This is a genomic window from Parabacteroides gordonii MS-1 = DSM 23371, from assembly GCF_000969825.1.
Lineage (GTDB): Bacteria > Bacteroidota > Bacteroidia > Bacteroidales > Tannerellaceae > Parabacteroides > Parabacteroides gordonii.
On sequence record NZ_KQ033922.1, the window covers coordinates 15,069 to 37,998 of the forward strand.

At 45.0% G+C, this 22,930-nt stretch carries 23 protein-coding genes and 1 tRNA gene; 12 read left to right on the plus strand and 12 right to left on the minus strand.

Features of this window, described 5'->3' with window-relative positions:
- Positions 1 to 98 precede the first annotated feature (98 nt).
- The 3 genes from HMPREF1536_RS25540 (at position 99) to HMPREF1536_RS25550 (ending at position 3,522) form a co-directional block, all read left to right on the plus strand.
- Positions 99 to 1,286, plus strand: coding sequence for a THUMP-like domain-containing protein (locus HMPREF1536_RS25540; protein WP_028727397.1), 1,188 nt, complete (start codon positions 99 to 101; stop codon positions 1,284 to 1,286).
- A 75-nt stretch (positions 1,287 to 1,361) separates the two neighbouring features.
- Positions 1,362 to 1,868 carry a DoxX family membrane protein gene (locus HMPREF1536_RS25545; RefSeq protein ID WP_028727398.1) on the plus strand — a complete coding sequence of 169 codons (507 nt, stop codon included), beginning with the start codon at positions 1,362 to 1,364 and terminating at the stop codon, positions 1,866 to 1,868.
- 4 nt (positions 1,869 to 1,872) lie between these two features.
- The gene (locus HMPREF1536_RS25550; protein ID WP_028727399.1) at positions 1,873 to 3,522 is read left to right on the plus strand and encodes a Gfo/Idh/MocA family oxidoreductase; all 1,650 of its coding nucleotides are present in this window, start codon (positions 1,873 to 1,875) and stop codon (positions 3,520 to 3,522) included.
- A 35-nt stretch (positions 3,523 to 3,557) separates the two neighbouring features.
- Here HMPREF1536_RS25550 and HMPREF1536_RS28320 read toward each other — a convergent pair whose 3' ends face one another.
- The 9 genes from HMPREF1536_RS28320 to HMPREF1536_RS25595 form a co-directional block, all read right to left on the minus strand.
- Positions 3,558 to 3,989: an HU family DNA-binding protein gene (locus HMPREF1536_RS28320; RefSeq protein ID WP_225608119.1), complete on the minus strand. Its 432-nt coding sequence runs from the start codon at positions 3,987 to 3,989 to the stop codon at positions 3,558 to 3,560.
- A gap of 69 nt (positions 3,990 to 4,058) precedes the next feature.
- Positions 4,059 to 4,820 carry a DUF1295 domain-containing protein gene (locus tag HMPREF1536_RS25560; protein WP_028727400.1) on the minus strand — a complete coding sequence of 254 codons (762 nt, stop codon included), beginning with the start codon at positions 4,818 to 4,820 and terminating at the stop codon, positions 4,059 to 4,061.
- A gap of 2 nt (positions 4,821 to 4,822) precedes the next feature.
- Complete coding sequence (locus HMPREF1536_RS25565) at positions 4,823 to 5,515, minus strand: response regulator transcription factor (protein WP_028727401.1); 693 nt, start codon at positions 5,513 to 5,515, stop codon at positions 4,823 to 4,825.
- A gap of 15 nt (positions 5,516 to 5,530) precedes the next feature.
- A complete protein-coding gene (locus HMPREF1536_RS25570; protein ID WP_028727402.1) occupies positions 5,531 to 6,088 on the minus strand; it encodes an STM3941 family protein in 558 nt (185 codons plus the stop codon).
- 6 nt (positions 6,089 to 6,094) lie between these two features.
- The gene (locus HMPREF1536_RS25575; RefSeq protein WP_028727403.1) at positions 6,095 to 6,388 is read right to left on the minus strand and encodes a PG0541 family transporter-associated protein; all 294 of its coding nucleotides are present in this window, start codon (positions 6,386 to 6,388) and stop codon (positions 6,095 to 6,097) included.
- Between the two features lie 12 nt (positions 6,389 to 6,400).
- Positions 6,401 to 9,523 (minus strand): efflux RND transporter permease subunit, encoded by a 3,123-nt coding sequence (locus tag HMPREF1536_RS25580; protein ID WP_028727404.1) that lies wholly within the window; start codon positions 9,521 to 9,523, stop codon positions 6,401 to 6,403.
- A 13-nt stretch (positions 9,524 to 9,536) separates the two neighbouring features.
- Positions 9,537 to 10,559 (minus strand): efflux RND transporter periplasmic adaptor subunit, encoded by a 1,023-nt coding sequence (locus HMPREF1536_RS25585; protein ID WP_028727405.1) that lies wholly within the window; start codon positions 10,557 to 10,559, stop codon positions 9,537 to 9,539.
- A 44-nt stretch (positions 10,560 to 10,603) separates the two neighbouring features.
- The gene (locus HMPREF1536_RS25590) at positions 10,604 to 11,986 is read right to left on the minus strand and encodes a TolC family protein (RefSeq protein ID WP_028727406.1); all 1,383 of its coding nucleotides are present in this window, start codon (positions 11,984 to 11,986) and stop codon (positions 10,604 to 10,606) included.
- Positions 11,987 to 12,031: 45 nt separating this feature from the next.
- Positions 12,032 to 12,637: a TetR/AcrR family transcriptional regulator gene (locus tag HMPREF1536_RS25595; protein ID WP_028727407.1), complete on the minus strand. Its 606-nt coding sequence runs from the start codon at positions 12,635 to 12,637 to the stop codon at positions 12,032 to 12,034.
- A 235-nt stretch (positions 12,638 to 12,872) separates the two neighbouring features.
- Here HMPREF1536_RS25595 and HMPREF1536_RS25600 point away from each other — a divergent pair, with 235 nt between their 5' ends.
- Positions 12,873 to 13,775 (plus strand): helix-turn-helix domain-containing protein, encoded by a 903-nt coding sequence (locus HMPREF1536_RS25600; protein ID WP_028727408.1) that lies wholly within the window; start codon positions 12,873 to 12,875, stop codon positions 13,773 to 13,775.
- A 2-nt stretch (positions 13,776 to 13,777) separates the two neighbouring features.
- Here the strand turns inward: HMPREF1536_RS25600 and HMPREF1536_RS25605 are convergent, their stop codons facing one another.
- A complete protein-coding gene (locus HMPREF1536_RS25605) occupies positions 13,778 to 14,302 on the minus strand; it encodes an HdeD family acid-resistance protein (protein ID WP_028727409.1) in 525 nt (174 codons plus the stop codon).
- Between the two features lie 255 nt (positions 14,303 to 14,557).
- Between HMPREF1536_RS25605 and HMPREF1536_RS25610 the strand changes: the two genes are divergently transcribed.
- The 5 genes from HMPREF1536_RS25610 to map all read left to right on the plus strand — a co-directional run bounded on the left by HMPREF1536_RS25610 (position 14,558) and on the right by map (position 18,517).
- Positions 14,558 to 15,574: an AI-2E family transporter gene (locus HMPREF1536_RS25610; RefSeq protein WP_028727410.1), complete on the plus strand. Its 1,017-nt coding sequence runs from the start codon at positions 14,558 to 14,560 to the stop codon at positions 15,572 to 15,574.
- 136 nt (positions 15,575 to 15,710) lie between these two features.
- A complete protein-coding gene (locus tag HMPREF1536_RS25615) occupies positions 15,711 to 16,337 on the plus strand; it encodes a TetR/AcrR family transcriptional regulator (RefSeq protein WP_028727411.1) in 627 nt (208 codons plus the stop codon).
- Positions 16,330 to 17,058 carry a T9SS type B sorting domain-containing protein gene (locus HMPREF1536_RS25620; protein ID WP_028727412.1) on the plus strand — a complete coding sequence of 243 codons (729 nt, stop codon included), beginning with the start codon at positions 16,330 to 16,332 and terminating at the stop codon, positions 17,056 to 17,058. The genes HMPREF1536_RS25615 and HMPREF1536_RS25620 overlap by 8 nt, the downstream gene beginning before the upstream one ends.
- A complete protein-coding gene (locus HMPREF1536_RS25625) occupies positions 17,055 to 17,585 on the plus strand; it encodes a hypothetical protein (protein WP_028727413.1) in 531 nt (176 codons plus the stop codon). Before HMPREF1536_RS25620 ends, HMPREF1536_RS25625 begins: the two co-directional genes overlap by 4 nt.
- 80 nt (positions 17,586 to 17,665) lie before the next feature.
- Complete coding sequence (gene map, locus HMPREF1536_RS25630; RefSeq protein ID WP_028727414.1) at positions 17,666 to 18,517, plus strand: type I methionyl aminopeptidase; 852 nt, start codon at positions 17,666 to 17,668, stop codon at positions 18,515 to 18,517.
- Positions 18,518 to 18,658: 141 nt separating this feature from the next.
- On the opposite strand, the gene HMPREF1536_RS25635 is transcribed toward map, so the two are convergent.
- Together HMPREF1536_RS25635 and HMPREF1536_RS25640 are read right to left on the minus strand one after the other, a co-directional pair.
- Positions 18,659 to 18,985 carry a hypothetical protein gene (locus tag HMPREF1536_RS25635; protein ID WP_052349815.1) on the minus strand — a complete coding sequence of 109 codons (327 nt, stop codon included), beginning with the start codon at positions 18,983 to 18,985 and terminating at the stop codon, positions 18,659 to 18,661.
- A 349-nt stretch (positions 18,986 to 19,334) separates the two neighbouring features.
- Positions 19,335 to 19,407, minus strand: a tRNA-Trp gene (locus HMPREF1536_RS25640).
- A gap of 180 nt (positions 19,408 to 19,587) precedes the next feature.
- Here HMPREF1536_RS25640 and HMPREF1536_RS25645 point away from each other — a divergent pair.
- The 3 genes from HMPREF1536_RS25645 (at position 19,588) to HMPREF1536_RS25655 (ending at position 22,868) form a co-directional block, all read left to right on the plus strand.
- Positions 19,588 to 21,090 carry a glutamine synthetase family protein gene (locus tag HMPREF1536_RS25645; RefSeq protein ID WP_028727415.1) on the plus strand — a complete coding sequence of 501 codons (1,503 nt, stop codon included), beginning with the start codon at positions 19,588 to 19,590 and terminating at the stop codon, positions 21,088 to 21,090.
- A gap of 94 nt (positions 21,091 to 21,184) precedes the next feature.
- Positions 21,185 to 21,781, plus strand: a complete 597-nt coding sequence (locus HMPREF1536_RS25650; protein ID WP_028727416.1) for an RNA polymerase sigma-70 factor — start codon at positions 21,185 to 21,187, stop codon at positions 21,779 to 21,781.
- 103 nt (positions 21,782 to 21,884) lie between these two features.
- Entirely contained in the window at positions 21,885 to 22,868 is a 984-nt protein-coding gene (locus tag HMPREF1536_RS25655; RefSeq protein WP_081693298.1) for a FecR family protein, read from the plus strand.
- The last annotated feature ends 62 nt before the right edge of the window (positions 22,869 to 22,930 follow it).

The following is a 22,930-nucleotide window of genomic DNA, read 5'->3' on the forward strand; positions in this document are numbered from 1 at the left end:
TATAGATATTCTCTTACAAACTGCAAATGATTTGATACTTTTTTTTGAAAAATATTACTCGGCCGGAATCCCTGCCGATTTCTTCTTATCTTTGCCGCATGATACAGACAGACGAATTCAGGCTATTTGTGAAAGAACATGCAGGCGATGATCTGACGCGTCTGCTGTTGAGTGCATCTCGTTATCCATCGGTTGATATTCCTTTTGCAGTCGAGCAGATCGCTGCCCGGCGGCAGATCAGGGATAAGCTGCCTTTGTGGTATATGAATGATGCCCTGCTGTTTCCCTCCAAGATATCGGCGGAACAATGTTCGTCCGAACAAACCGCTTTATATAAACAACGGTTGGTAAAAGAAGGAGACACTTTATGTGACCTGACCGGAGGCCTGGGGATCGACAGTTATTACTTTTCCCGCAAAGCCCGCCATGTCACCTATATAGAACGTTTTCCGGCCTATTGTGAAGCGGCTCGCAACAACTTCTCCGTGCTCGGAGCCGACAATATCACTATTATAGAAGGGGATAGCACGTCACTGGCTACCCAATTACCGGAGGTCGATGCCTTTTATATCGACCCGGCCCGGCGTGGCGAAGGGAATAAGCGTGTTTTTGCCTTATCGGATTGCGAACCGGATCTCCCTGCCCTTTTGCCGGAACTGTTCCGTCATGCTCCCAAGGTCATAGCCAAGCTGTCGCCGATGGCCGATATTCGGTTGACACTCGATCTGTTACCCGGAACAACCGAAGTACATGTGTTGTCGGTAAAGAACGAATGTAAAGAACTGCTTTTTGTGGTAGGGCGGGAAGCAAACGTGGAAACTCCGGTTATCCACTGTATCAATTATACTAGTTCCGGAGAGGAAGAATCATTCACCTTTTCTTTGCAGGATGAACGCAATGAAGACCTGCGCTTGGGTGGACAGGTGAAAAACTATCTTTACGAGCCCAATGCTTCCTTGTTGAAAGCCGGTGCTTTTAAGAGTGTGGCTACCGCTTTCGCTCTGAAGAAACTGCATGTAAGCAGCCATCTTTATACGTCTGATGTAAAGCTTGAAACTTTTCCGGGGAGAAGTTTTGTAGTAGAAGAAGTGTATCCTTTTACCGGTAAGCTATGCAAAGGTTTGGTCAAAACAATTCCGCAAGCCAATATAACTGTTCGGAACTTTCCGCTGCCGGTGGAAGAACTACGTAAGCGCACAAAGATAGCAGACGGAGGAAAAGTATACCTTTTTGCAACTACCTTAGTTAACGGAGATAAAATATTGGTTAAATGCCATAAGTTTTAGTCTCATATGTATTTCAAAGTCTTCGATCGACGGATTTTATTTCTATATTTGTGACCGTTAAATCAAATACATGAAATGAAACAGAAAGATTCTTACACTTCTGCGCAGTTGACCGCGATGGTTGTACTGCGGTTATTTATTGGCTGGCATTTTGCCTATGAGGGACTGGTAAAGATATTGAATCCGAAATGGACTTCTTTACCTTATCTGATGGACTCCAAAGGGTTTATGTCTGACTTTTTCTCCGGGTTGGCTAGCGATCCGGCTATGATGAACATGGTGAATGCGTTGAATGAATGGGCGCTGTTGTTGATCGGTCTCGGACTGATTACAGGTGCTTTCAGCAAACTATCTTCTATCGGGGCAATGATATTGCTTGCGTTTTATTACCTTTCCCATCCTTCGTTTATCGGCGCACAGTATATGATGCCGTTCGAAGGCTCTTATCTGTGGATAGACAAGAACCTGGTGGAAATGGCGGCACTGGCCGTGCTTATCGCTTTCCCCACCTCGCATATTATCGGGCTGGATCGTTACCTGAAGAAAGCGATCCCCTTATTGTCTAAACTCAAACTAATGTAATATCATGTCAACAGAAAATAATAACAATACCCCGAAAGAAAATCAGGCGCCCCAATCCGAAGGCCGGCGCAATGCCCTGAAGGCTCTTGCTACAATTCCTGTGCTGGGTGCACTGGGCTTTGGCGTTTACAGGAAACAGCAATACGATAAAAAGACGAAAAGCCTCGGCAGCTCCTTCCATTTCAATAAGGAGCATTACATGATCCCGGCACAACCGGACGGTAAAAAGATACGTATCGGGATGATCGGTTTCGGTATCCGTGGCAAACAGCTGATGCGTGCGGCTGGTTTCGCCGAACCTTCCTGGATCGACGGACTGATCGAAGGGGCAAAGAATGATAGCAAAGACAAGCGCTATGAACAGTTCCTGCAACAGGACGACCTGAATATCGAAGTGACCGGCGTATGCGATATCTTCGATGTATATGGCGAAGCAGCCGTACTGGCCGCCTCCAATATCCACCGTGAAGGATCGAACGGTACGTTCGGTAAAGCGCCGAAACGGTACCGGACTTATCAGGAACTGTTGGCAGCTGACGATATCGATGCGGTTATCATTGCCACTCCCGACCATTGGCACAGTACGATGGCGATGGAAGCGGCCAAAGCCGGAAAACATGTCTATGTAGAGAAACCGCTGTCGTGGACGGTGCCTGAAACTTATAAGGTGCGCGAGGTAATAAAAGAAACCAGTATCATATTCCAGTTGGGTCACCAGGGACGCCAGACCGACAGTTATATCCGTGCCAAGGAGATCATTGATAAAGGCCTGATCGGTAAAGTATCGTTGATCGAGGTGTGTACCAACCGCAACGACCCCAACGGTGCCTGGGTCTATCCGCTGATCGACGGCGCTTCTCCCGAGACGATCGACTGGAAACAGTTCGAGGGGCCGGAAGAACGGATCAAGGAATATACCGACTATATGACTTCCAACAACCTGCAACGTTATATCGGCCCTGATCCCCGTGATAAATTCAGTCTCGAACGCTTCTTCCGCTGGCGTTGCTGGTGGGATTACAGTACCGGACTTAGCGGCGACTTGCTGACACATGAATATGATGCGATCAACCAGATATTTGATGTCGGCATTCCCCATTCGGCTACCTCTTCCGGTGGAGTGTATTATTTCAAGGACGGACGTACGGTGCCGGATGTACTGCAAACGACGTTCGAGTTTCCGGATAAGGATATGACGATGCTCTACAGTGCCACGTTGGCCAGCAACCGTCCGCGCGGTAAAGTGATCATGGGGCACGATGCACAGATGGAATTGTCCAATACGATCACCCTGAAAGCGGATCCTGCATCCGAGATCTACAAGGAAAAGATCGACAAGGGCATTATCAAACCGAACGAACCGTTCTATACGTATGTTCCCGGACAGAGCACGGTGGACGCCATCACGTCGCCTACCGAGTTATATTTTGCACAGCGCGGTTTGCTCTATACCTATGTAAGCGGTAAGCGTTACGATACGACCCACCTGCATATCCGCGAATGGCTGGAATGTATCCGTCAGAACAAACAGCCGAGTTGCAACATCGATGCCGCATTCCAGGAGGCCATGACCGCCCATATGGGAACACATGCTTATCTGGAAGGACGTACGATGTACTGGGATAAGGATAAAGAAGAAATAGTAAGAGGATAAATGAAAAAGAGGCTGTTTTTGACAGCCTCTTTTTGTTATTTGTTCAGCTTTTTCAACAAGTCCTTGCCGGCCTTGAACCTGACACTTATACGGGGGGCAATAGGACAGGCCGCTCCGGTTCGGGGATTCCGTCCTATACGTGGGCTTTGCGGCCAGAGCCTGAAAGAACCGAAGCCCTGTAGGGTGATCTCTTTCCTTTTATCCAGTTCTTCCCCCATAGCTTCCATCATCGCCTCTACCATTTGCCAGCAGACAATCTCCTTGCTTTCCGTCTTCCCTGTCGCTGACGCCGGCGAAGGGGACGGATATGTTGTCGCCGTCGATGGTGACAACGATGGAGAACTCCTGACGGATGTTGCGGGTGAGGGGATGCTCATGGCCCGGAAGAGATCGGCTTTACTGTCTTTTCCGGCTTGCCGCATCTCCCCGTCCAGGCATGCCATGTAAATGCATACATTCTGTTCCATAACAATCGAATTTAGGATGGAACAAAGATAGGACAGGAAGAGTTGAAAGCCGGTTTTAAGGGGAGAGTGTTAATAAATAAACGGAATAACCCTCTTCCGTTTGCCCACTTCCTTGCCGAACATGGTTTTGTATTTGTGCCAGATCGTGTTGGCACGGGGAACGAGATTGGCAAATGTCCACCAGGCAAACAGGGCACCGCTGGCACTCCAGGTCAGGATTGCGAAGCCGCACCATTCCACCAGTTCGCCGAAATAGTTGGCCGAGGTGACGTAGTTGAACATGCCGCCTTTGGGCAGGTAATGCTTCGTGTCGCCCGGTTGGCGCAAATGGCGGACGATATAGTCGGATTGCCAGTTGATGAACATGCCGCCGAAGAACAGGAGTGTCCCGATGATGAACTGCGGTGTTGCCAGCCATTCGATGGTGTACATGTTTTCGGGGGCGAGGTAGAATATCCACGTTCCCTGTATATAGCCGTTCAGCAGGTTGAACACGATACCCATTGCCATGATGCCGGCCGGCATCTTGCTTTTGCCTTTGATAAGCAGGGGGAAGATAAATGCCCGCTGGAAATAGTGGAGCTCGAAGAACAGGAAGAAAAGCAGGGGAACCGTTTCGAATTGCCGTTCCGACCGGCTCCACAGCAGGAGCATCACCAGAAAGACCGGGGCTTCCATGCATATCCAGGCTATTTTGTTGGGGATGGGCTTTCCCCATTTCTTGTCGAACAGCATGCCGTAGCCGGCCTCGACGAAATAAAGGGTGACGAAAACAATGGCCGCGATGGCCGCCATCAGTATCAGCAGCAGGTTGAAATATTCGTTTGTCATACCTATATTGCGTGAGTCACCAGTTTATATCCTTTTCCATGTATATTGTCGATCCGGACGCTGGGGTCGGCTTTTAGCAGGTGGCGCAGCTTGGTGATGTAGACATCCATGCTGCGTGCATTGAAATAGCTGTCGCTTTTCCAGATCCTTTGTAAGGCCAGTCCTCTGTCTACCAGTTTGTTCGGGTTCTGGCAGAGGATCAGGAGCAGGTCGGACTCTTTGGTGGTCAGCTTTTTTTCATTGCCATCGATTGTCAGGATTTGCGTATGCGTGTTGAAGGAGAAAATGCCGAACTTATATATAATAATCGGCTTTTCCTGCTCGACAAAGGTTCGCCTCATGATGGCGTCGATACGGGCTTGCAGTACTTCCAGGCTGATGGGTTTTCGCATCAGGTCGTCTGCCCCGAATTGAAATACTTCTGCTATATCCTCTTTGGTGGGCGAGTTAAAGAGGAAGATCAGTCGAACATCCATCTGCATGGATTTGAATGCATAAGCCAGCCTGACCTCTTCTTTGTCGGCGGATACGTCCAGGATACACAGGTCGGCGCCTACGGAGCAAAAATGATCGTAGGCTTCTTCTTCCCGGGAGAATGTCTCCGTACTGTATTTTTCGGTTCTCAGGCATTCCTTGAATAATGCTCCCAGGTTCTCGTCTTTGGTAAAAATAAGGATTTTGATCTGTTTGTCCATAATGTAATATAGATTCTATGCTTCTTTATGGGAAGCTTTATAAAGGTTGTACTTTTCGAATACAGCCTGTTTTAATTCCTCAAAGGTACAATCCAGCGCACGGTTGGATATACAAATAGGTGATCCGTAGTATTGGAGCCTTAACTCCATCGAACGTTTTTTACTACGTGTGGGCTCACGGTCAATATATTCGTTCGGATTTTTGACCTTTAACACAATATATTTGCGTTTCAGGTTGCTAATATCGTCCATTACTTTGAGACTGACAACATCTTTCCATAAAATTGTTCCGATTCTGTTTCCGGTGGAGATGTCGTTGACCCCTTCTTCCGATATATAGATGGCCGTAAACTTTTCGCGGGTGAGGTAATAGTAACTTATGCAACAGAATACCGTAGTGAGCAGCGAGAAGAAACCGATCAGGAGCAGAAGGAAGCGTCCTTCGCCCAATTTCAGTTCGTGAGAGATTGCGAGGGAACCGATACCTATCAGGGCAGAGCAGAGGGTTGTAAGAAACAACCCTCTCTGCTTTTTCCTGCTTAATTTAAATGTCGTTACATAAGGTGTACTCATAAGCATTTAAATTGTTTTTTCAACGTTCCATACGAAGGCGCGCAACCCTTGTGCTTCTGTCTGCATATCCATTTTATGCAACAGGTCGAGGAAGTGGTCTACCTTCTCGTCTTCCACCATAGCGAGTATGGCGGAATTGAGTGTTGGCCAGGCGTGGCTGCCGTAATGCGGCTCGCCGTTTTTGCTTCCGCGCCCCTGTACTTCGTCCCAGTAGGTGAAGCCGCGTATATTATTGCGATCCATCACACTGAGGATCATTTCGTAATAAGCCTGATTGAATGATATGAATATTGCTTTCATTGTTCTTTTGTTTTATAATTGTTCCAACTGATTCAACTTGGCGATCTTACGGCGGCGGCGTTTCACTCCGTTTCCGGCAAATACGCAATAGACAACCGGTACGATAACCAGCGTAATTAAAGTAGATACCGAAAGACCCCAGGCAACCGTCATACCCATCGAACGCCACATTTCGGCACCTTCACCTGTTCCGACAGCCATCGGGATCATACCGAGCACGGTAGTCAGCGTGGTCATCAATACCGGGCGGAGACGGGACTTACCGGCAGCTACGGCAGCCGTAAGAATACTCATTCCACGTTCGCGGCAGAGGATGGTGTAGTCGATCAGCACGATACCGTTCTTAACTACGATACCCATCAACATGATCACACCGATCAATGCCATTACACCCAACGGCGTTTGCGTGATCGACAATCCCAGGATAACCCCGGTGAAGGCAAACGGGATGGAGAACATGATCACGAACGGGTCGGTCAGCGACTCGAACTGGGCTGCCATCACGATGAATACCAGGATGATGATCAATACCATCAATATACCCAGGTCGGTAAACGTATCCTGTTGATCCTCGAAGGTACCGCCCAACTGCCAGCTTACTTCAGACGGGATATCCATCTTCTTCAGTTCGGCACGGGTTGCGGCAACCAGGTCGCTCAATGCGGCACCCTGGCCTACAACGGCTGAAACGGTGATGATACGTTCACGGTTCTTACGTTCGATAGTAGGAGGCGTCATACGCTCTACCACTTTACCGAGGTCGCGGATACGTACTCCCTGTCCGGCGTTATTGTAGATCATGATATTCTCGATGTCTTCAATAGACTGGCGGAATTCCGGGGCGTAGCGTACCTTGATGTCGTACTCGTCGCCGTCTTCACGGTATTTGGAAGCGGTAGAACCGTTGATACGGTTACGCAGATATAAGGAAGCGGTAGCAACGTTCAGCCCGTTCATCGCCAGTTTCTCACGGTCGAAGTCAACCTGGTATTCCGGGATATAGTCTTTACGGCTGATGTTTACCTGCGAACAACCTTTCAGTGTTTCCAGGCGGCGTGCCAGTTCGGCTGCCACGGCATCCGTCTTGGCGAAGTCGAAACCGTAGATTTCGATATCGACGGCGTTTTCACCACCCATTTCCGACGAACCGCCGGCAAGTACCTTGTATTCCTTGATCTCCGAATATTCCGACAGGTCTTTACGCATCATGTCGCAAATCTCGATAAGGCCGCGTTCGCGGTCGCCGACACTGCTCAGGTTGACATTCATTTCGATGATGTGCGAACCGTTGTCGCTCAGCTGTGCGAAGGTATTATCGGTATCGGCCTGTCCTTCGGTGAAGTTCAGTACCAGGATTTCCGGATACTTTTCGCGGAACTGTTTGTCGACACGCAATGCCAGGTCGCGGGTAATCTCCTGACGTGTTCCGATCGGTAATTCGATCGTGATACCGATACGGGCATTATCCTGTGTCGGGAAGAACTCCGTTTTCACAGTCGGGATCAGGAATATACTTCCTATAAAGACCAGAGCTGCACCGAGGATCACTGTTTTACGGTGGCGTACCGCCCAGTTCAGGAAGCGGGCATAAGCTACATCCAGCGCATTCAGGGCTTTCTCGATCGGAGTAAAGAACAATACGTATAAACGGCCTTTCTTCGGGTCGAGACGCAGCAACTGCGAACAAAGCATCGGAGTCAGCGTCAAGGCACCCACTGTCGATACGATCATAATGATACTAACGATCCATCCCAGCTGTTTGAACAGGATACCGGCCATACCGGTTACCATCGTCAACGGCAGGAACACGGCCAACATGGTCAGCGTAGATGCGATAACGGAGATAGCTACCTCATTGGTTGCATGCACCGCCGCCTGTTTCGGCTTACTGCCTCTCTCGATATGTGTCGTCACGTTCTCCAATACAACGATGGCATCATCCACCACCATACCGATGGCGATTGACAACGAACTTAGTGATATGATGTTCAACGTGTTTCCTGATGCCAGCAAATATGCGAAGGCGGCGATCAACGAGATCGGGATGGTCAGGATAATAATGAACGTAGCTCTCCAGCGTCCGAGGAAGATAAATACAACCAGCATTACGACGATGAAGGTGATCATGATCGTTTCCTGCAAGCTGTCGATCGTATTCAGGATGTTCGTGGATGTATCGATGATAACACCCAGCTGTACGTCGGAGGGTAAGCTAGCCTGTATTTCCGGTAACTTGGCATGTACCTTCTTGGCAATGTTCACCGAGTTGGCACCCGACTGTTTCTGGATAACGATCATACCCCCCTTACCTCCGTTGTTGAAGGTTTCCTGGGCACGTTCTTCGATATAGTCTTTTACTTCTGCCACATCGCGCAGATAAACGTTCTTACCGTTGATGCTGCCTACTACCAGGTCGAGCATTTGCTTGGCATCGGTAAATTCACCCTGTACGCGCAGTGTATAGGTATTGGAACCGATGTCGATGCTACCGCCCGGCGTGTTCCGGTTTTCCTGTGCAATGATCGAGGAGATTCCTTCGATAGTCAGGCCGTAAGCTTCCAGTTTGTAAGGGTCGCAATATACCTGTACTTCGCGGATGGGTGCACCGGAGATAGATACCGCACCCACGCCACTGATACGGGCCAACGGGTTTGATACCTTGTCGTCCAGGATCTTGTAAAGGGCGTTGGTACTTTCCTCAGCCGTTACCGAAAGCAACAGGATGGGGATATCGTCGGTACCGAACTTGAAGATGATCGGGTTTTCCACATCATCCGGCAACGACGACTCGACGATGTCCAGTTTATCCCTGACGTCGTTGGTTGCCACATCGATATCCGTACCGTACTCGAATTCGAGGGTTACGATAGAGATATTTTCTCTGGATTGTGAGGTGATGTGTTTCAAATCACTCACACTGTTCAATACGTTTTCCAATGGTTTGGAAACGTTCATTTCTATATCTGAGGCGCTGGCTCCGGGATAGGCCGTCATGACCATGATCATGTTGGTTTCAATCTCCGGGAGCAGGTCGACTGATAATCGGGTTAAGGAAAAAAGACCCATAATCACCACGGCCACGAACACGAGGGCGGTGGTTACCGGCTTTTTTACCGCTGTTGCATATAAACTCATATATTTTTATTTCTTACTTGTCAATTTCAACTTCCATTCCATTAGTCAAACGGTTCTGACCGGTAATTACCACCTGGTCACCATTGTCTACGCCGGATACGATCTCGTATTTGTTACCCATGCGGCGTCCTAATTCCACCTTCTGGTAGGATACTTTTCCATTCTTGTACACATAGATGTAGCGGTCGCCTGATCCGGATTGTTTTACGATAGCCTGATCCGGAGCAACAACGTGGTTGAGTGTACCGAAGTTCATGGTTGCACGGGCAAACATTCCCGGACGGACGCGTTCGTCGGCGTTGGCAATCTTGATTTCAACAGGGAATGTACGGGTGGCAGCGTCGATGGTCGGGTAAACCAGGCTTACTTTTCCTTTGAATACTTCGTCGCCGTATACATCGAGTTTGATATCTACTTCGTTTCCTTTCTTCACCTGTGTGAAATAGCTTTCGGATACGTTTACAAATAATTTGACCGGGCGGATCTGTTCAACTGTAAAGATCGGATCTCCACCGCTGTACATGTCGCCGTTGTCGTAATTGCGGGCAGTAATGATACCGCTGATCGGGCTTACTAACTGGGTGTTTTCCTGCAGGTTCTTAAAGCTTTCGCGGCTTATGTCTAGTTGTGTTTTCTGAGCGTCCCAAGCTGATTTGGAAGCGCCTCCTACTTTGTAGAGTTCGTCGATACGGTTGAATTCTACTTCCTGGTTTTCCAGCTGAACCTTTGCTTGCTTCAGGTTGTTTGCGTCCATTTTGACAAGCAGCTGACCTTCTTTTACATGGTCGCCTACTTCAGCGAACAGTTTCTCAATGCGGACTGGCGACTGAGGGGCTATATTGTTTTTTATGTTAGCCTCTACGGTTGCTGTGAAATCTGCAATCTGGTCTACATCCTGGGCGGATACCTGCTCTATCTTCACCTTCACTTTTTCATCATGGGTTTCTGTCGCTGTGTCTTTCTTTTCACCCGAACAGGACATCAGCAGGGCTAATGTTACGAGTGGTATAACTTTCAGCATTTCACGTGTTTTCATATTGTAAACTGTTTTTATTTTCATTCTTGTTCTCATTGTAGTATTTAGTAATTTTGCTGACCCAGTACTTTCTCCAGGTCTGATTTAGCCACCATATAGTCGTATATGGATTGATTGAAATTCAGTTTCGATTGAGTGAGTGCCAGCTCGGCATCGTTCATTTCCAGTAATGTTCCGGCACCGGTATCATAACGTTTCTGGGCGATCAGGTATCCGCGGTTAGCCTGTTCCACCCCTTTCTGTGCTGCGTCAAACTTCTTTATACAGGTATTCATATTATCCATATATTGTTTGATAGCCAGTTGCAGGTTACGTTTCGTGTCTTCGCGCTGCAAATCCATTTGTTGCATCGAAACCTGTGTCTGTTTGATCTTATGATATTTGCTTCCTCCTGAAAAGATAGGTATGCTTAGCGATACTCCGATCATGGAATAAGGGTTCCACTGATAGTCTTTGAACTTGAAATCATTGTTCATTGAAGTCCATTGGTAAAGACCTGTCAGGGACAGAGTAGGCAGGTAGTCGAACTTCTGCATCATCAGCGTCTTTTTCAACTGTTCAGCCTGCAAGTCGATCTGTTTCAAATCTGTATTTTCAGCCAGTGTCGTATCGGTTGACAGGAAATCTGCAAAAAGTTCTGTCTCGAAATCAACCAGGGTGCCTTCACAATCGATCTCTGTTTCCAAATCCATACCCAGTAACGCTTTCAGTTGCCATTTGGCAAGTGTTAATGAGTTTAATGCCTGCAACATATTGGGTTCGCTGTTCTTCACTGTGACATCAGCACGGATCAGGTCGTATTCGGCTACAGTTCCCTGTTCGTACTTCTTTTTGATATCCAGATAGTTCTCCATTGCGTTGTCGTAGCTTTCTTTGAATACGCGGTATGAATCGTTTGCCAGCAAAACGCTATAAAAACTTTTCTTTACCTGGTTTACCATGGATATCTTGGATGAACGTGCCTGTTCGACCGATAATTCGACATCCAGGGCCGATATACTCAGGCTTTTCCATAAAGATGCATTCACCAGTGGCATGGATGCGTTAAATCCCAGGCTCCAGTTGTTATCGCGTCCTACTTCAATCCCTTTGCTCATATCGACAGCTTCTGTACCTTCCGGCATTTCCGTGCTTCCCATATCGAAGCCATCCATATACATTACCTGCTTTTTCAGTGTCCGGTTGTAGTCGGCAGCAAAACTAATCTGAGGGAACAGGGCGGCGTATGAACCTTTTTGTGCATACTTTTTCTTTTCAATTTCTTTGTCTGCGACTTTTACGGTTGGGTTTTCACTCAGCGCAATCTCCAGTGCTTTACTCAGGTTCAGCTTCAGGACGTCCTGTGCTCTGGCTGAAGTAAAGGCCAAAGATGGTAGCAACATCAAAACTACCCACATCATCTTTCTCCTAACTAATACTCGTTCCATTTAAACTTGATTTGATTTTGAATATAAAACCTTATTATAATTCCCTCACAATAAATCATGTGATTGTTTGAATGCGTATCTGTCTAATATTGCAAGACCCTTTTCTGTACATATCCCACGTAAGAAAGTGAATAAGATTGTCTTGAATACTTCCGATACAGAATGGTTCAGGAATGCTCCTGTGGGACGAATCATTTTAACCTGTTCCTTTGCCAGCAGGGTTACAATTTCAAAATTAATGTCTTTCTGGATGACACCTTCTTTTACTCCCCTGGTAAAAAGTTTCATGCATAACTTTGAAAAGTCTGCTTTGCTCTTTTCACTTTTTTCCAGTGCTTTCGGATAACGTATAAGATCGTCATAGAATTTCCGGTTGTACCACCGGGGGCGCTTCATGTATTCTTCATAAAACAGGATGATCACTTCCAATACGGAATAAGGGCCTTTCTCCAACTCATTCAGCACTTGCTTCATTTTGTCATGGTTGTACTTAATCCCTTCGGCCAGAAGTGTTTCCTTATCTTCGAAGAATTCATAAATCGTGCGCTTTGATATGCCCATGTTACGGGCTAGATCGTCCATGCTCACACTTTTTATTCCGTGTTGCGAGAACAAGTCAAGCGCAGTCATCATAATTTGTTCTTTATTCATATATATTATTGTATTCTCGATAGTAATGTACGGTGGCAAAGGTCTGCTTAATTTAGAAAACTGAAAAGGTTTATTTAGTTACATGATTGGTTTGAAATGAAATATCGCCCTTTTTAATCAATCGTTTTAGGTCGAATTCGTACTTAGATTGGTAAAAAATGAAACAAAAGATGTTGTTGGTGTGAATAAAAGATTATCTTTGCACCTACTACGATTGAGTAAAATATAGAAAATTATGGAAAATCTTCCTTTGATAGAGTTAGCTGAGCTAAATAAGGGTATTGTTATTCGTGACAGCTTTCAGGACATTTTTTCAATAGCTGATATTGATGGTAACCGGGAAGTGGATAATTCTGAAATAAATGAATTTACAACTCCAATGCGCCTGGACGCGCTTCTGATGGTTATGGCTTTGGAAGGCTCGGCGGAAATTAGTCTGGACTATGTTCCTTATGTTATAGATGCCAACTGTTTTGTAATCATCATGCCTACGCATACGATACAGTTGAATAGAGTCAGTAAGGATTTCAAGGGTAAACTACTGGTGGTTTCAAGATATTTTCTGGATGAGTGTAATCCGGCAAAGCGCAGTCCTTCGATGGCAAACTATATGCAACTCAAGAAGAATCCCTGTACGACATTTGAACCGGAGGAAACCGAATTAATAAACGACCAGATAGAACTGTTAAGGAAAAAGATAAAGAACCGGTCTCATTTCTTCCAGAAAGAGGTGATGCAAAATGCTTTTGTCGGTTTTTTATTGGAAGTTGCCAATATTCTGATGGGGAAGAAGGACGGGATGCTGGTTCCGGCCCTTTCACGTAAAGAGGAACTTTTCGAGCAATTCCTGCAACTGCTGTTTGAGCATTGCAAGGAACAGCATGTGGTGACCTTCTATGCTGAAAAGTTATTTATAACTCCTCAGTATCTGTCTCTTATATTGAAAGAACTGACCGGGAAATCAGCCAATAAATGGATTGACGATGCTTTGATTGTTGAAGCGAAGATCTTATTGAAGGCTCCGCAGGCAACAGTGCAGCAAGTCGCAGATATTCTGCATTTCTCCGATCAGTCGACATTTGGTAAATTCTTTAAGAAGCACATGGGTATTTCTCCGATGGAATACCGTAAATCGTGACCTCAGTCTGTTCTTTGGCGGAATTTATACCAGTTCAGTAACTCTATGACTCCATAGAAAATACTGGCAACCCCAAAGATGACAAAGGTATTTGCCGCAGCTCCGAACGGATAAGCTATAATCATGATGCCGGTCAATAGAATAAGTGCCGGCATCACGTAAAAACCAAATGGTACGACACTCCATTTGCGTGCCGATACCAGCATGACGATCTGCTGAACTCCGGCTATTACCAGTAAAGCTCCCAGTATATACATTAAGATATTCACAAAGAATGTCGGCATAACCACCAACCATGCCCCGAATAAAATACTTCCGGCTCCGTCGATCGGAAACATGGGCGAAGGCTCTCCTTCTATTTTCTCCCGTGTAAAGTAACTAAGCAAAGAAAATATCCCGGGTAATATAAAACAGATACCGATAGCAATAACCAGATAGGTGACTGCTGCTTCCGGCCATAAAACCAGTACAAACCCTAATATCATAGCGAAAGCACTACGTAGAATTGAATTGTTTATTTTTCTCATATGAATATGTTTTAATAGTTCTTTTATATATAACAACGAAGGTACGGTATTTTCTTTGTTTAATAGAACGATTGATATTGTTCGTTACAAAAATAATTTGATCCTTGATGCCGGGTGAAATTATAATTTAAATGATATAACCTTAACAACTGCGTCAGTTATTTTGTTTTATTGGAAAGAGCGGGAGCATTGGTCTGAAGCATCCGTCGTTAGCAGTTGTTATTAATGAGGTTAAACATTTTATTGTAAACGAATATGAACTTGAAAGAATCGTACTGGAAATATTCCCTGATCACTATTATCCTGGTCATGGGAATAATACTTTTTCTTGAATTTATCCCTTTCCTGGGAGGAATACTCGGAGCATTTACCATTTATATATTATTACGGAAGCAGATGTTGCACCTTACCGAAAAGAAACATCTGAATCGTAGCCTGGTAGCTATACTTCTGCTGCTTGAAACTATTTTGTGTTTTCTGATCCCTCTCTCGCTGGCAGTCTGGTTGTTTATCAATAAACTGCAAACGATCAATCTCGATCCGACCGTGTTGGTCAGCAGCTTTGAACATCTGGCAGATATTGTGCGGCAGAAAGTCGGGTACAATATTCTGGATAAGGATAATATAGCCTCTATCGTCTCTGTTCTTCCCAAGATAGGACAGGCATTGATGGGAGGTATCAGTGGTTTTGCCATCAATGTGGCCGTGCTGGTACTGATCCTTTACTTTATGCTGATCGGGGGAAGCCAGATGGAAACGTATATTTATGAGATACTTCCTTTCAACGAAAGAAATAAAAAAGAAGTGCTGAAGGAGATCAATATGATCGTAACTTCCAACGCAATAGGTATTCCTCTTCTGGCGATTATCCAGGGATTGATCGCGATGCTGGGCTATTGGATATTTGATGCGCCAAGCCCTTTCCTCTTTGGGTTCCTGACTTGTTTTGCAACGATTATCCCGGTTGTTGGTACTGCTATTGTCTGGCTTCCTCTGGTCGTGTACATGGCATTGACCGGTGATTGGGTGAATGGGCTGGGACTGGCTGCTTATGCATTGATCGTGATTACCAATGTCGATAACCTGATCCGTTTTATGTTGCAGAAAAAGATGGCGGATATACATCCTCTGGTAACGATCTTCGGGGTGATCATCGGGTTGTCCTTATTCGGCTTTATGGGCGTAATCTTCGGGCCGCTTCTGATTTCGGTATTTATGCTTTGCTTTAATATGTTTAAGAAAGAATATCTGCAAAGTAAAAGTGACCTTTAATAGTAAAACTTGGGGATAGTCCTTTTATAATAGACAGGGGAATTTTAGTTAAGAAAGCGAAATAAGAGAATTTCTTTATCCATGTTACCGCTAGGTAACTTAGTTTTGCGACCAGTTGGTAACAATACAATGAAACATGGAAAAAGAAGAAGTTTTAGTAAGACCGAGTAAGAATAGGGAGATGACAGAACTCGCCCTGTTGAATGCAATAAACGAACTGATTGAAGAGGACGGTTTCGAACATTTGGGCGTGAATGTAGTAGCCGCTAAAGCCGGAGTAGCAAAGATGCTGATCTATCGTTATTTCGATTCACTGGACGGATTGATCGCAGCCTATATCCGGAAGCATGATTACTGGATCAACCTCGAACCTGAACTGCCGGAAGCAGAACATCTGGGCGATTTCATAAAAGAGCTTTTCCACAACCAAATCAGGGTACTTCGTGATAATTATACCCTGAGGCGGCTTTTTCGTTGGGAACTTTCCGCCAGGAATAAAGTGATAAAAGAATTGCAGGAAAGAAGGGAAGCCAAAGGTTTATGGCTGATCGATGCTATCAGCCGGCTGACAAACAGGCCGAAAGAGGAAGTCTCTGTCATGGCGACTATGTTGTCTGCATCTGTCAGTTACCTGGTGCTGCTGGGGGAGAACTGTCCGGTATATAATGGTTTCAAGTTGCAATCCGAAGAAGGGTGGGAGCAATTGGAGAAAAGTCTGGATCAGATAGTCGATAACTGGGTAAATGCTGCTAACCATGAATAAAACAAGTATCCTGGCAGGACTCGGTATTATTTTACTGACCTGCTGTTCCTGCAATAATGATTTGGTGGAATATGAAAATAACGATCTGAAAGTAACGGTCGAGAAAGGGGACTCCTGGTTACACGACTTCCCGTTGTTCTTAGGGATAAGCAAAAAGAATCCCCCGCAGATCGCAATCTGGCTGGAAGATATGGATGGTGCTTATCTTTCCACGGTATATGTCACTCATAAAATAGCCACGCAAAGCTGGCAGGCAGCAGGAAAGAACAGAAGAAAGGAGGCCTTACCGCACTGGTGCTACTCCCGCGGAGTAAAATATGAAGACGGCCTTTACCTGCCGACAAATAAATCACCTTTTACGGATGGTCTGACCGGTGCAACTCCCCAATCCGGCTTTGATGTGAAAATACATCCGAACAGCGGATTGAAGAAGTTCAGGATCAAAATAGAGATAAACCATTCTACCGACTTTAACAACAATTACCCGAAGTCGGCCAAAGAAGGTGATGCTGGTTATTCCGGAGGAAAGGAGGGAAGCGGACAACCTGCCGTTGTTTATGCGGCAGATATTGACCTGACATCCGGTAGGAAAGACTTTTCCGCAGTCTTGATCGGTCACAGTTCGGTAGATGGTAGCGATGGTTCGCTTTATCCCGATACCTCTTCTCTCACCACCGCCTTACAGATTGTTAAACAGATAACAATAACAGTACAACCATGAAGCAATCCATATTCATCTTTCTTCTGTTGTTAATTCCTTTTTTCCCGAAAGGACAAGGTATAAACAAAGGTATTCGTTATCAGGTAACGGCAGGTACGGGTATCCCTATGAGCACTCCATCCACAGTCCCGTTCGTTTTGCAGGGCGAAGTGTTGTATGCCTTCGGCAACTGCCTGATGGCCGGAGCCGGAACAGGCTTTTCTCTTTATGACAAGGAAGTACTTATCCCGCTGTTTGCCGATGTACGGTTTAATATCGTAAAGCCTGCTCGGTTCACTCCTTTTTTGAATTGTGGTGTCGGATATTCTTTTGCTCCTTCGAAGGAGGTGAACGGAGGTTTTTACCTTTTCCCCGCTATAGGAGTGGAAACCTCTTTGTTCTCAAAGTATACAGTCCTGCTGTCTTTGGGATACGAATTGCAGGAACTGGATCGCCTGAAAGAATATACAACCCCTTCTTTTGTCTCTTCCTATCAGGAATCATTGAGTCTTCATAGCCTTTCCTTAAAGGTAGGAATTGTTTTTTGAACATTATTAAACTGATTTTCTACTCTTTGAAAGAAAACAAACGTACCTTTGTTTACTCTAAACGATAAAGGTAAAGATGTATGAGAAGAAGAAATAATTGGCAAATCATCAAAGGCCAACCACTCACCGAATTAGATAAAAAGATACTCTATCTCCAGAATAAAGGTCATTTGGTACCTTCCCGAAAACTGATTAAAACGGAAGAACAGATCGAAGGTATCCGTAGAAGCGGAGTTGTAAACTCGGGTATTCTCGACTTGGTAGCGAAAGAGATCAAGGCGGGAATGTCGACGGCTGCGATCGATAAGCTGGTTTATGACTATACGACAGACCACGGCGCTATTCCGGCTCCGTTGAATTTTGAGGGATTCCCTAAAAGCGTTTGTACTTCTATCAATGAGGTTGTCTGTCATGGTATACCGAGTGAGAAGGAGATACTGAGGGAAGGTGATATTATTAATGTAGACGTATCGACCATCTTGGATGGTTATTTTTCGGATGCTTCCCGTATGTTTATGATCGGGAATGTCTCTCCGGAGAAGGAAAAACTGGTTCGCGTGGCAAAGGAATGTCTGGAAGTTGGAATGAAAGCCGCCAAACCGTTCGGTTACGTAGGTGATATCGGCCATGCCGTCCAGAAGCATGCCGAGAAGAACGGCTTCTCTGTTGTCCGTGATTTGTGTGGTCATGGGGTCGGATTAGAGTTTCACGAAGAACCGGAAGTTGCCCATTTCGGCCGTAAAGGAACCGGAATGCTCCTGGTTCCTGGAATGGTTTTCACCATCGAGCCGATGATCAACATGGGAACTTATCGCGTCTACATCGCAGAAGAAGACGGATGGACGGTAATAACAGACGATGAGCTTCCTTCTGCCCAATGGGAACATACCTTTGTGATGAGGGAGGATGGATTGGAAATATTATCCGATTAATAAGCGGTTATTCCTAATAAAAACATCTCTCACAAAATGTTTTTGTGAATTTATTTGTCATTTGCAATAATTGCTATCAAGGTATTATCATCCAGTTATATACGCCATTGCAAACAAAACAAGTGTTTGCAATGGCTTTTGTCATTTGTCATTTGAACAATTGTCCTTGCACTTGTTGGGTTGTAAATAGTCCCATTCCTGAAGTTTATTATTGAGCAGGCGGAACCGGTAAATGCCATCTTGATAATCAAGATATCCTAGAGTTTCCCGATAGCCTTCGGATGTTTGCTTAACTTCCAGTCTTTTATAGGTATCCCCCATAATACTTACAATTTCCTGCTTAGTCATTCCCAGTTCTAGTTTCTGGATATTGCTATCTGCCGCCAAAGCATTCGAAAGAGTTGCTCCGCAGGAAGTAAACAGACAGACCGAAAGGCCTGCTAATAGTACATATTTAATTATATTCATAGAGCATTAGTTTTTTATCTATTGATTTTGAGCTTGTGATAAACTATGCGCAATATACGATTATTACCTGATAGATTGAATAAAGAATGCTCTTTATTTCTGTTCTTTTACACCCCTTATCAACATTTGTTTCATCAGTATGAAACAAGTGTTTCACTTAGGAGAAACAACTGTTTCCTATAGGTGAAACACTTCTTCTAAAAGGAGTACGTTTTTTGTATGAAGGAGTTGATCCGGATAATTCTGTGGAAAGAGTTTCTAATAGTCCTATGGTAGGATCATGGAATAATCTTACATGTAAGTTGAAGCATAAAAAAAGCAACACATTAAATAAATGTATTGCTTTATGCACGGAAGGAGAGGCTCGAACTCCCGACACCTGGTTTTGGAGACCAGTGCTCTACCAACTGAGCTACTTCCGTATTGCGGGTGCAAAGGTAGTCTTTTGTTTTGAATATGCAAGGCTTTTTGAGAAAAAGTGAAAATAATATATTTCCTGTATGATAAAATTCAAGGAAAATAAACCATTCGAAATATCTTTTTCTATCTTTGGAGACAATAGAATTGATAGTTAAATCTATACTGTAAAACAATCGACAAACATGGAAAACGTATTAGAAATGAACTCCAACCTACTGGTTGAGTTTCTACAGAAACCTTCTTCCCAATTTACCAAAGCGGATATTATCTCTTTTATCCGTGAAAAAGGGATCAAGATGGTTAACTTTATGTATCCGGCAGGCGATGGCCGGTTGAAAACGCTGAATTTTGTTATAAATAATGCTGCTTATCTGGATGCGATCCTCACCTGTGGCGAGCGGGTGGACGGTTCGAGCCTGTTCTCTTTCATTGAAGCGGGTAGCAGCGACCTGTATGTGATACCCCGTTTCCGGACGGCTTTTGTCGATCCTTTTGCCGAACTACCCACGGTAAGTATGCTGTGTTCTTTCTTCAATAAGGACGGGGAACCGCTGGAAAGCTCACCGGAATATACCTTGCATAAGGCCAGTAAAGCCTTTACCGAAGTGACCGGAATGGAGTTTGAAGCAATGGGCGAGCTGGAATATTATGTTATTGCGGAGGAAGAAGAGCTTTTCCCGGCAACCGACCAGCGTGGCTATCACGAGTCAGGGCCTTTTGCCAAGTTCAATGATTTCCGTACACAATGCATGCAATATATTTCGCAGGCCGGCGGACAGATCAAGTATGGCCATTCCGAAGTGGGGAATTTTACATTGAACGGAAAGATCTACGAACAGAACGAGATCGAGTTCCTTCCGACAAGAGTGGAAGATGCTGCCGACCAGCTTGTCATAGCCAAATGGATTATCCGTAACCTGGCTTACGATTACGGACTGGATATAACTTTTGCCCCGAAGATCACAGTGGGTAAAGCCGGATCAGGTTTGCATATCCATATGCGTATCATGAAAGACGGTAAAAACCAGATGCTGAAAGACGGTGTTCTGTCGGAAACGGCTCGTAAGGCGATTGCCGGAATGATGCAGCTGGCTCCTTCAATTACGGCTTTCGGTAATACGAATCCAACTTCTTACTTCCGTCTGGTTCCCCATCAGGAAGCGCCGACCAATGTTTGCTGGGGCGACCGTAACCGTTCCGTATTGGTTCGTGTTCCGCTGGGTTGGGCTGCCAAGAAGGATATGTGTTCGCTTGCCAATCCGTTGGAGCAGGACAGCCATTATGATACGACGCAGAAGCAAACAGTCGAAATGCGTTCGCCGGATGGTTCGGCCGACCTGTATCAGTTACTGGCCGGATTAGCCGTTGCCTGCCGTCATGGTTTTGAAATAGCGAATGCGTTGGAGATTGCGGAAAAGACGTATGTGAACGTCAATATCCATCAGGCGGAGAATAAAGACCGTCTGGAAACATTGGATCAGTTACCGGATAGTTGTGCTGCATCGGCAGAACGTTTGCAGAAGCAACGTGAAGTGTATGAAAAGTATAAGGTATTCAGCCCGAGCATGATCGACGGTATCATCAAGAAGCTGAAGTCTTACAACGATTTTACCCTGCGTGATGACCTGAAGGATAATCCGGAAGGAATGATCCGGCTGGTGAATACTTATTTCCATTGCGGATAATAGGCTGGATGTACATATCTTTATATTAAAAATTTGTTTTCAGGCCATCTCTTAAAATATTTTTGTTACGTTTGCACAAGAGAGAGGAGATGGTTTGAAAACAAATTCAATAGACATAAAGGCAATTCTGGAAATGGTGGCTGATGATAACCGGCTGGCATTTACTATGTTCTATGATCTGTATTATGATCAGAGCTTCCGCTTTGCTTATTACTTCCTGAAAGATACCGAGGCCTGTCGTGAGGTTGTGGCTGAGGCTTTCTTTTCTGTATGGCAATCCCGCCTGAAATTGAAAGACATTGAAAATATAGAGACGTATCTGTTTGTTACAGTCCGTAATGAATCGACACGTTATCTGACCAGGACAACGAAGTCTCAGTTTGTCTCTTTGGATGATACATCGCTTCAGTTTACAGCTCGGGAAAATGAATCTCCGGACGATAATTTATTAATCGAGGAAATGGAAAAGATACTGAACCGTGTAATAGATGAGTTGCCGGAGAAGTGTCGCCTCATATTTCTGTTAGCCAGACAGGATGGGTTGAAACCGAAGGAAATAGCTGAGAGACTTTCGATAAATGAAAGTACAGTCCGTGTACAAATGAAAATAGCTATCGATAAAATCGTTACGAACCTAAAACCTCATTTCCCTGATATTACATTTACTTTATTGTTGACGTATATTACTTAGTATTAATACTTTATGTTTTAAGTAAGAAAAATCTCAAAAAAAATCTCTTTTCTTTTAAACGAAACAATCCCTTTCTTCCTCCTCAGAGTAATAAGAGGATAATATGGAAGATTTAAAGAACAACATAGATCGTATTAATGATAAGTTGATGAACGACTTGTCGGCTGAAGATCAGAAATGCCTGGAGCATTGGTCGGCATCGCATCCGGATAACCAGAAGTTTCTCGGGCTTCTTGACAGTATAGAATTATCTCCGCATGTAAAAGCACGGAGTGAGGAGATGCGCGCAAGTATTTTATCACAGTTGAATAAAAAGATCGATGAGGCTATCCGGCGTGATGTCTGGCTGAAGATTGCTTCTGTGGCTGCATCTGTTGCAATCCTGATCGGGATAACTAGCTATTTCTCATATCAGCAGGGGTATAAGCACTTGAATAGCCAACTGGTGGAACTAGCGAATCCCTTGGGGATGAAATCGACAGTGACTTTACCGGATGGTAGTAAAGTGATATTGAATGCAGGAACTGTTTTGAAATATCCGAATGCATTCGTTGGCAAAGACAGGATCGTGAAAGTGGCCGGTGAAGCCTTTTTCGAGGTGGTGTCGGATCCGGATCGTCCGTTTATTGTAAAGGCGGACGAGTTGAATGTGCAGGTGTTTGGTACGAAGTTTAATGTGAAAGCGTATGAAGAGGAAAGTAGGGTCGAGGTAACTTTGACGGAAGGGAAAGTAGGAGTAAGGCTGGATGATCAGGCGAAGATGTTACAACTGTATCCGGGACAGCAGGTCTATTATGATAAAGTGAACAAGAACTTGCAGAAACGAGAAGTGAACATTGACTATTACACTTCCTGGAAAGAAGGAAAGTATTACTTTAACAGTATGTCCTTTGAAGCGATTGCCCGTCAGCTGGAACGTAGTTTCAATGTGGATATTCATATCGCTTCGGAGAAATTGAAGAATATCGTAATTACCGGTGACTTTGTTCGTGGCGAGAATCTGGAACAGATCATGCGGGTAATGACGGCTGATCAACGTATGAAATATAGGATAGACGGCGACCAGGTCTATATATATGAAAAATGACAGCGTAGTATTAACAATAAAATAAGGTATGCCTATGGGAAATAACTGAACAAAAGAAAAAC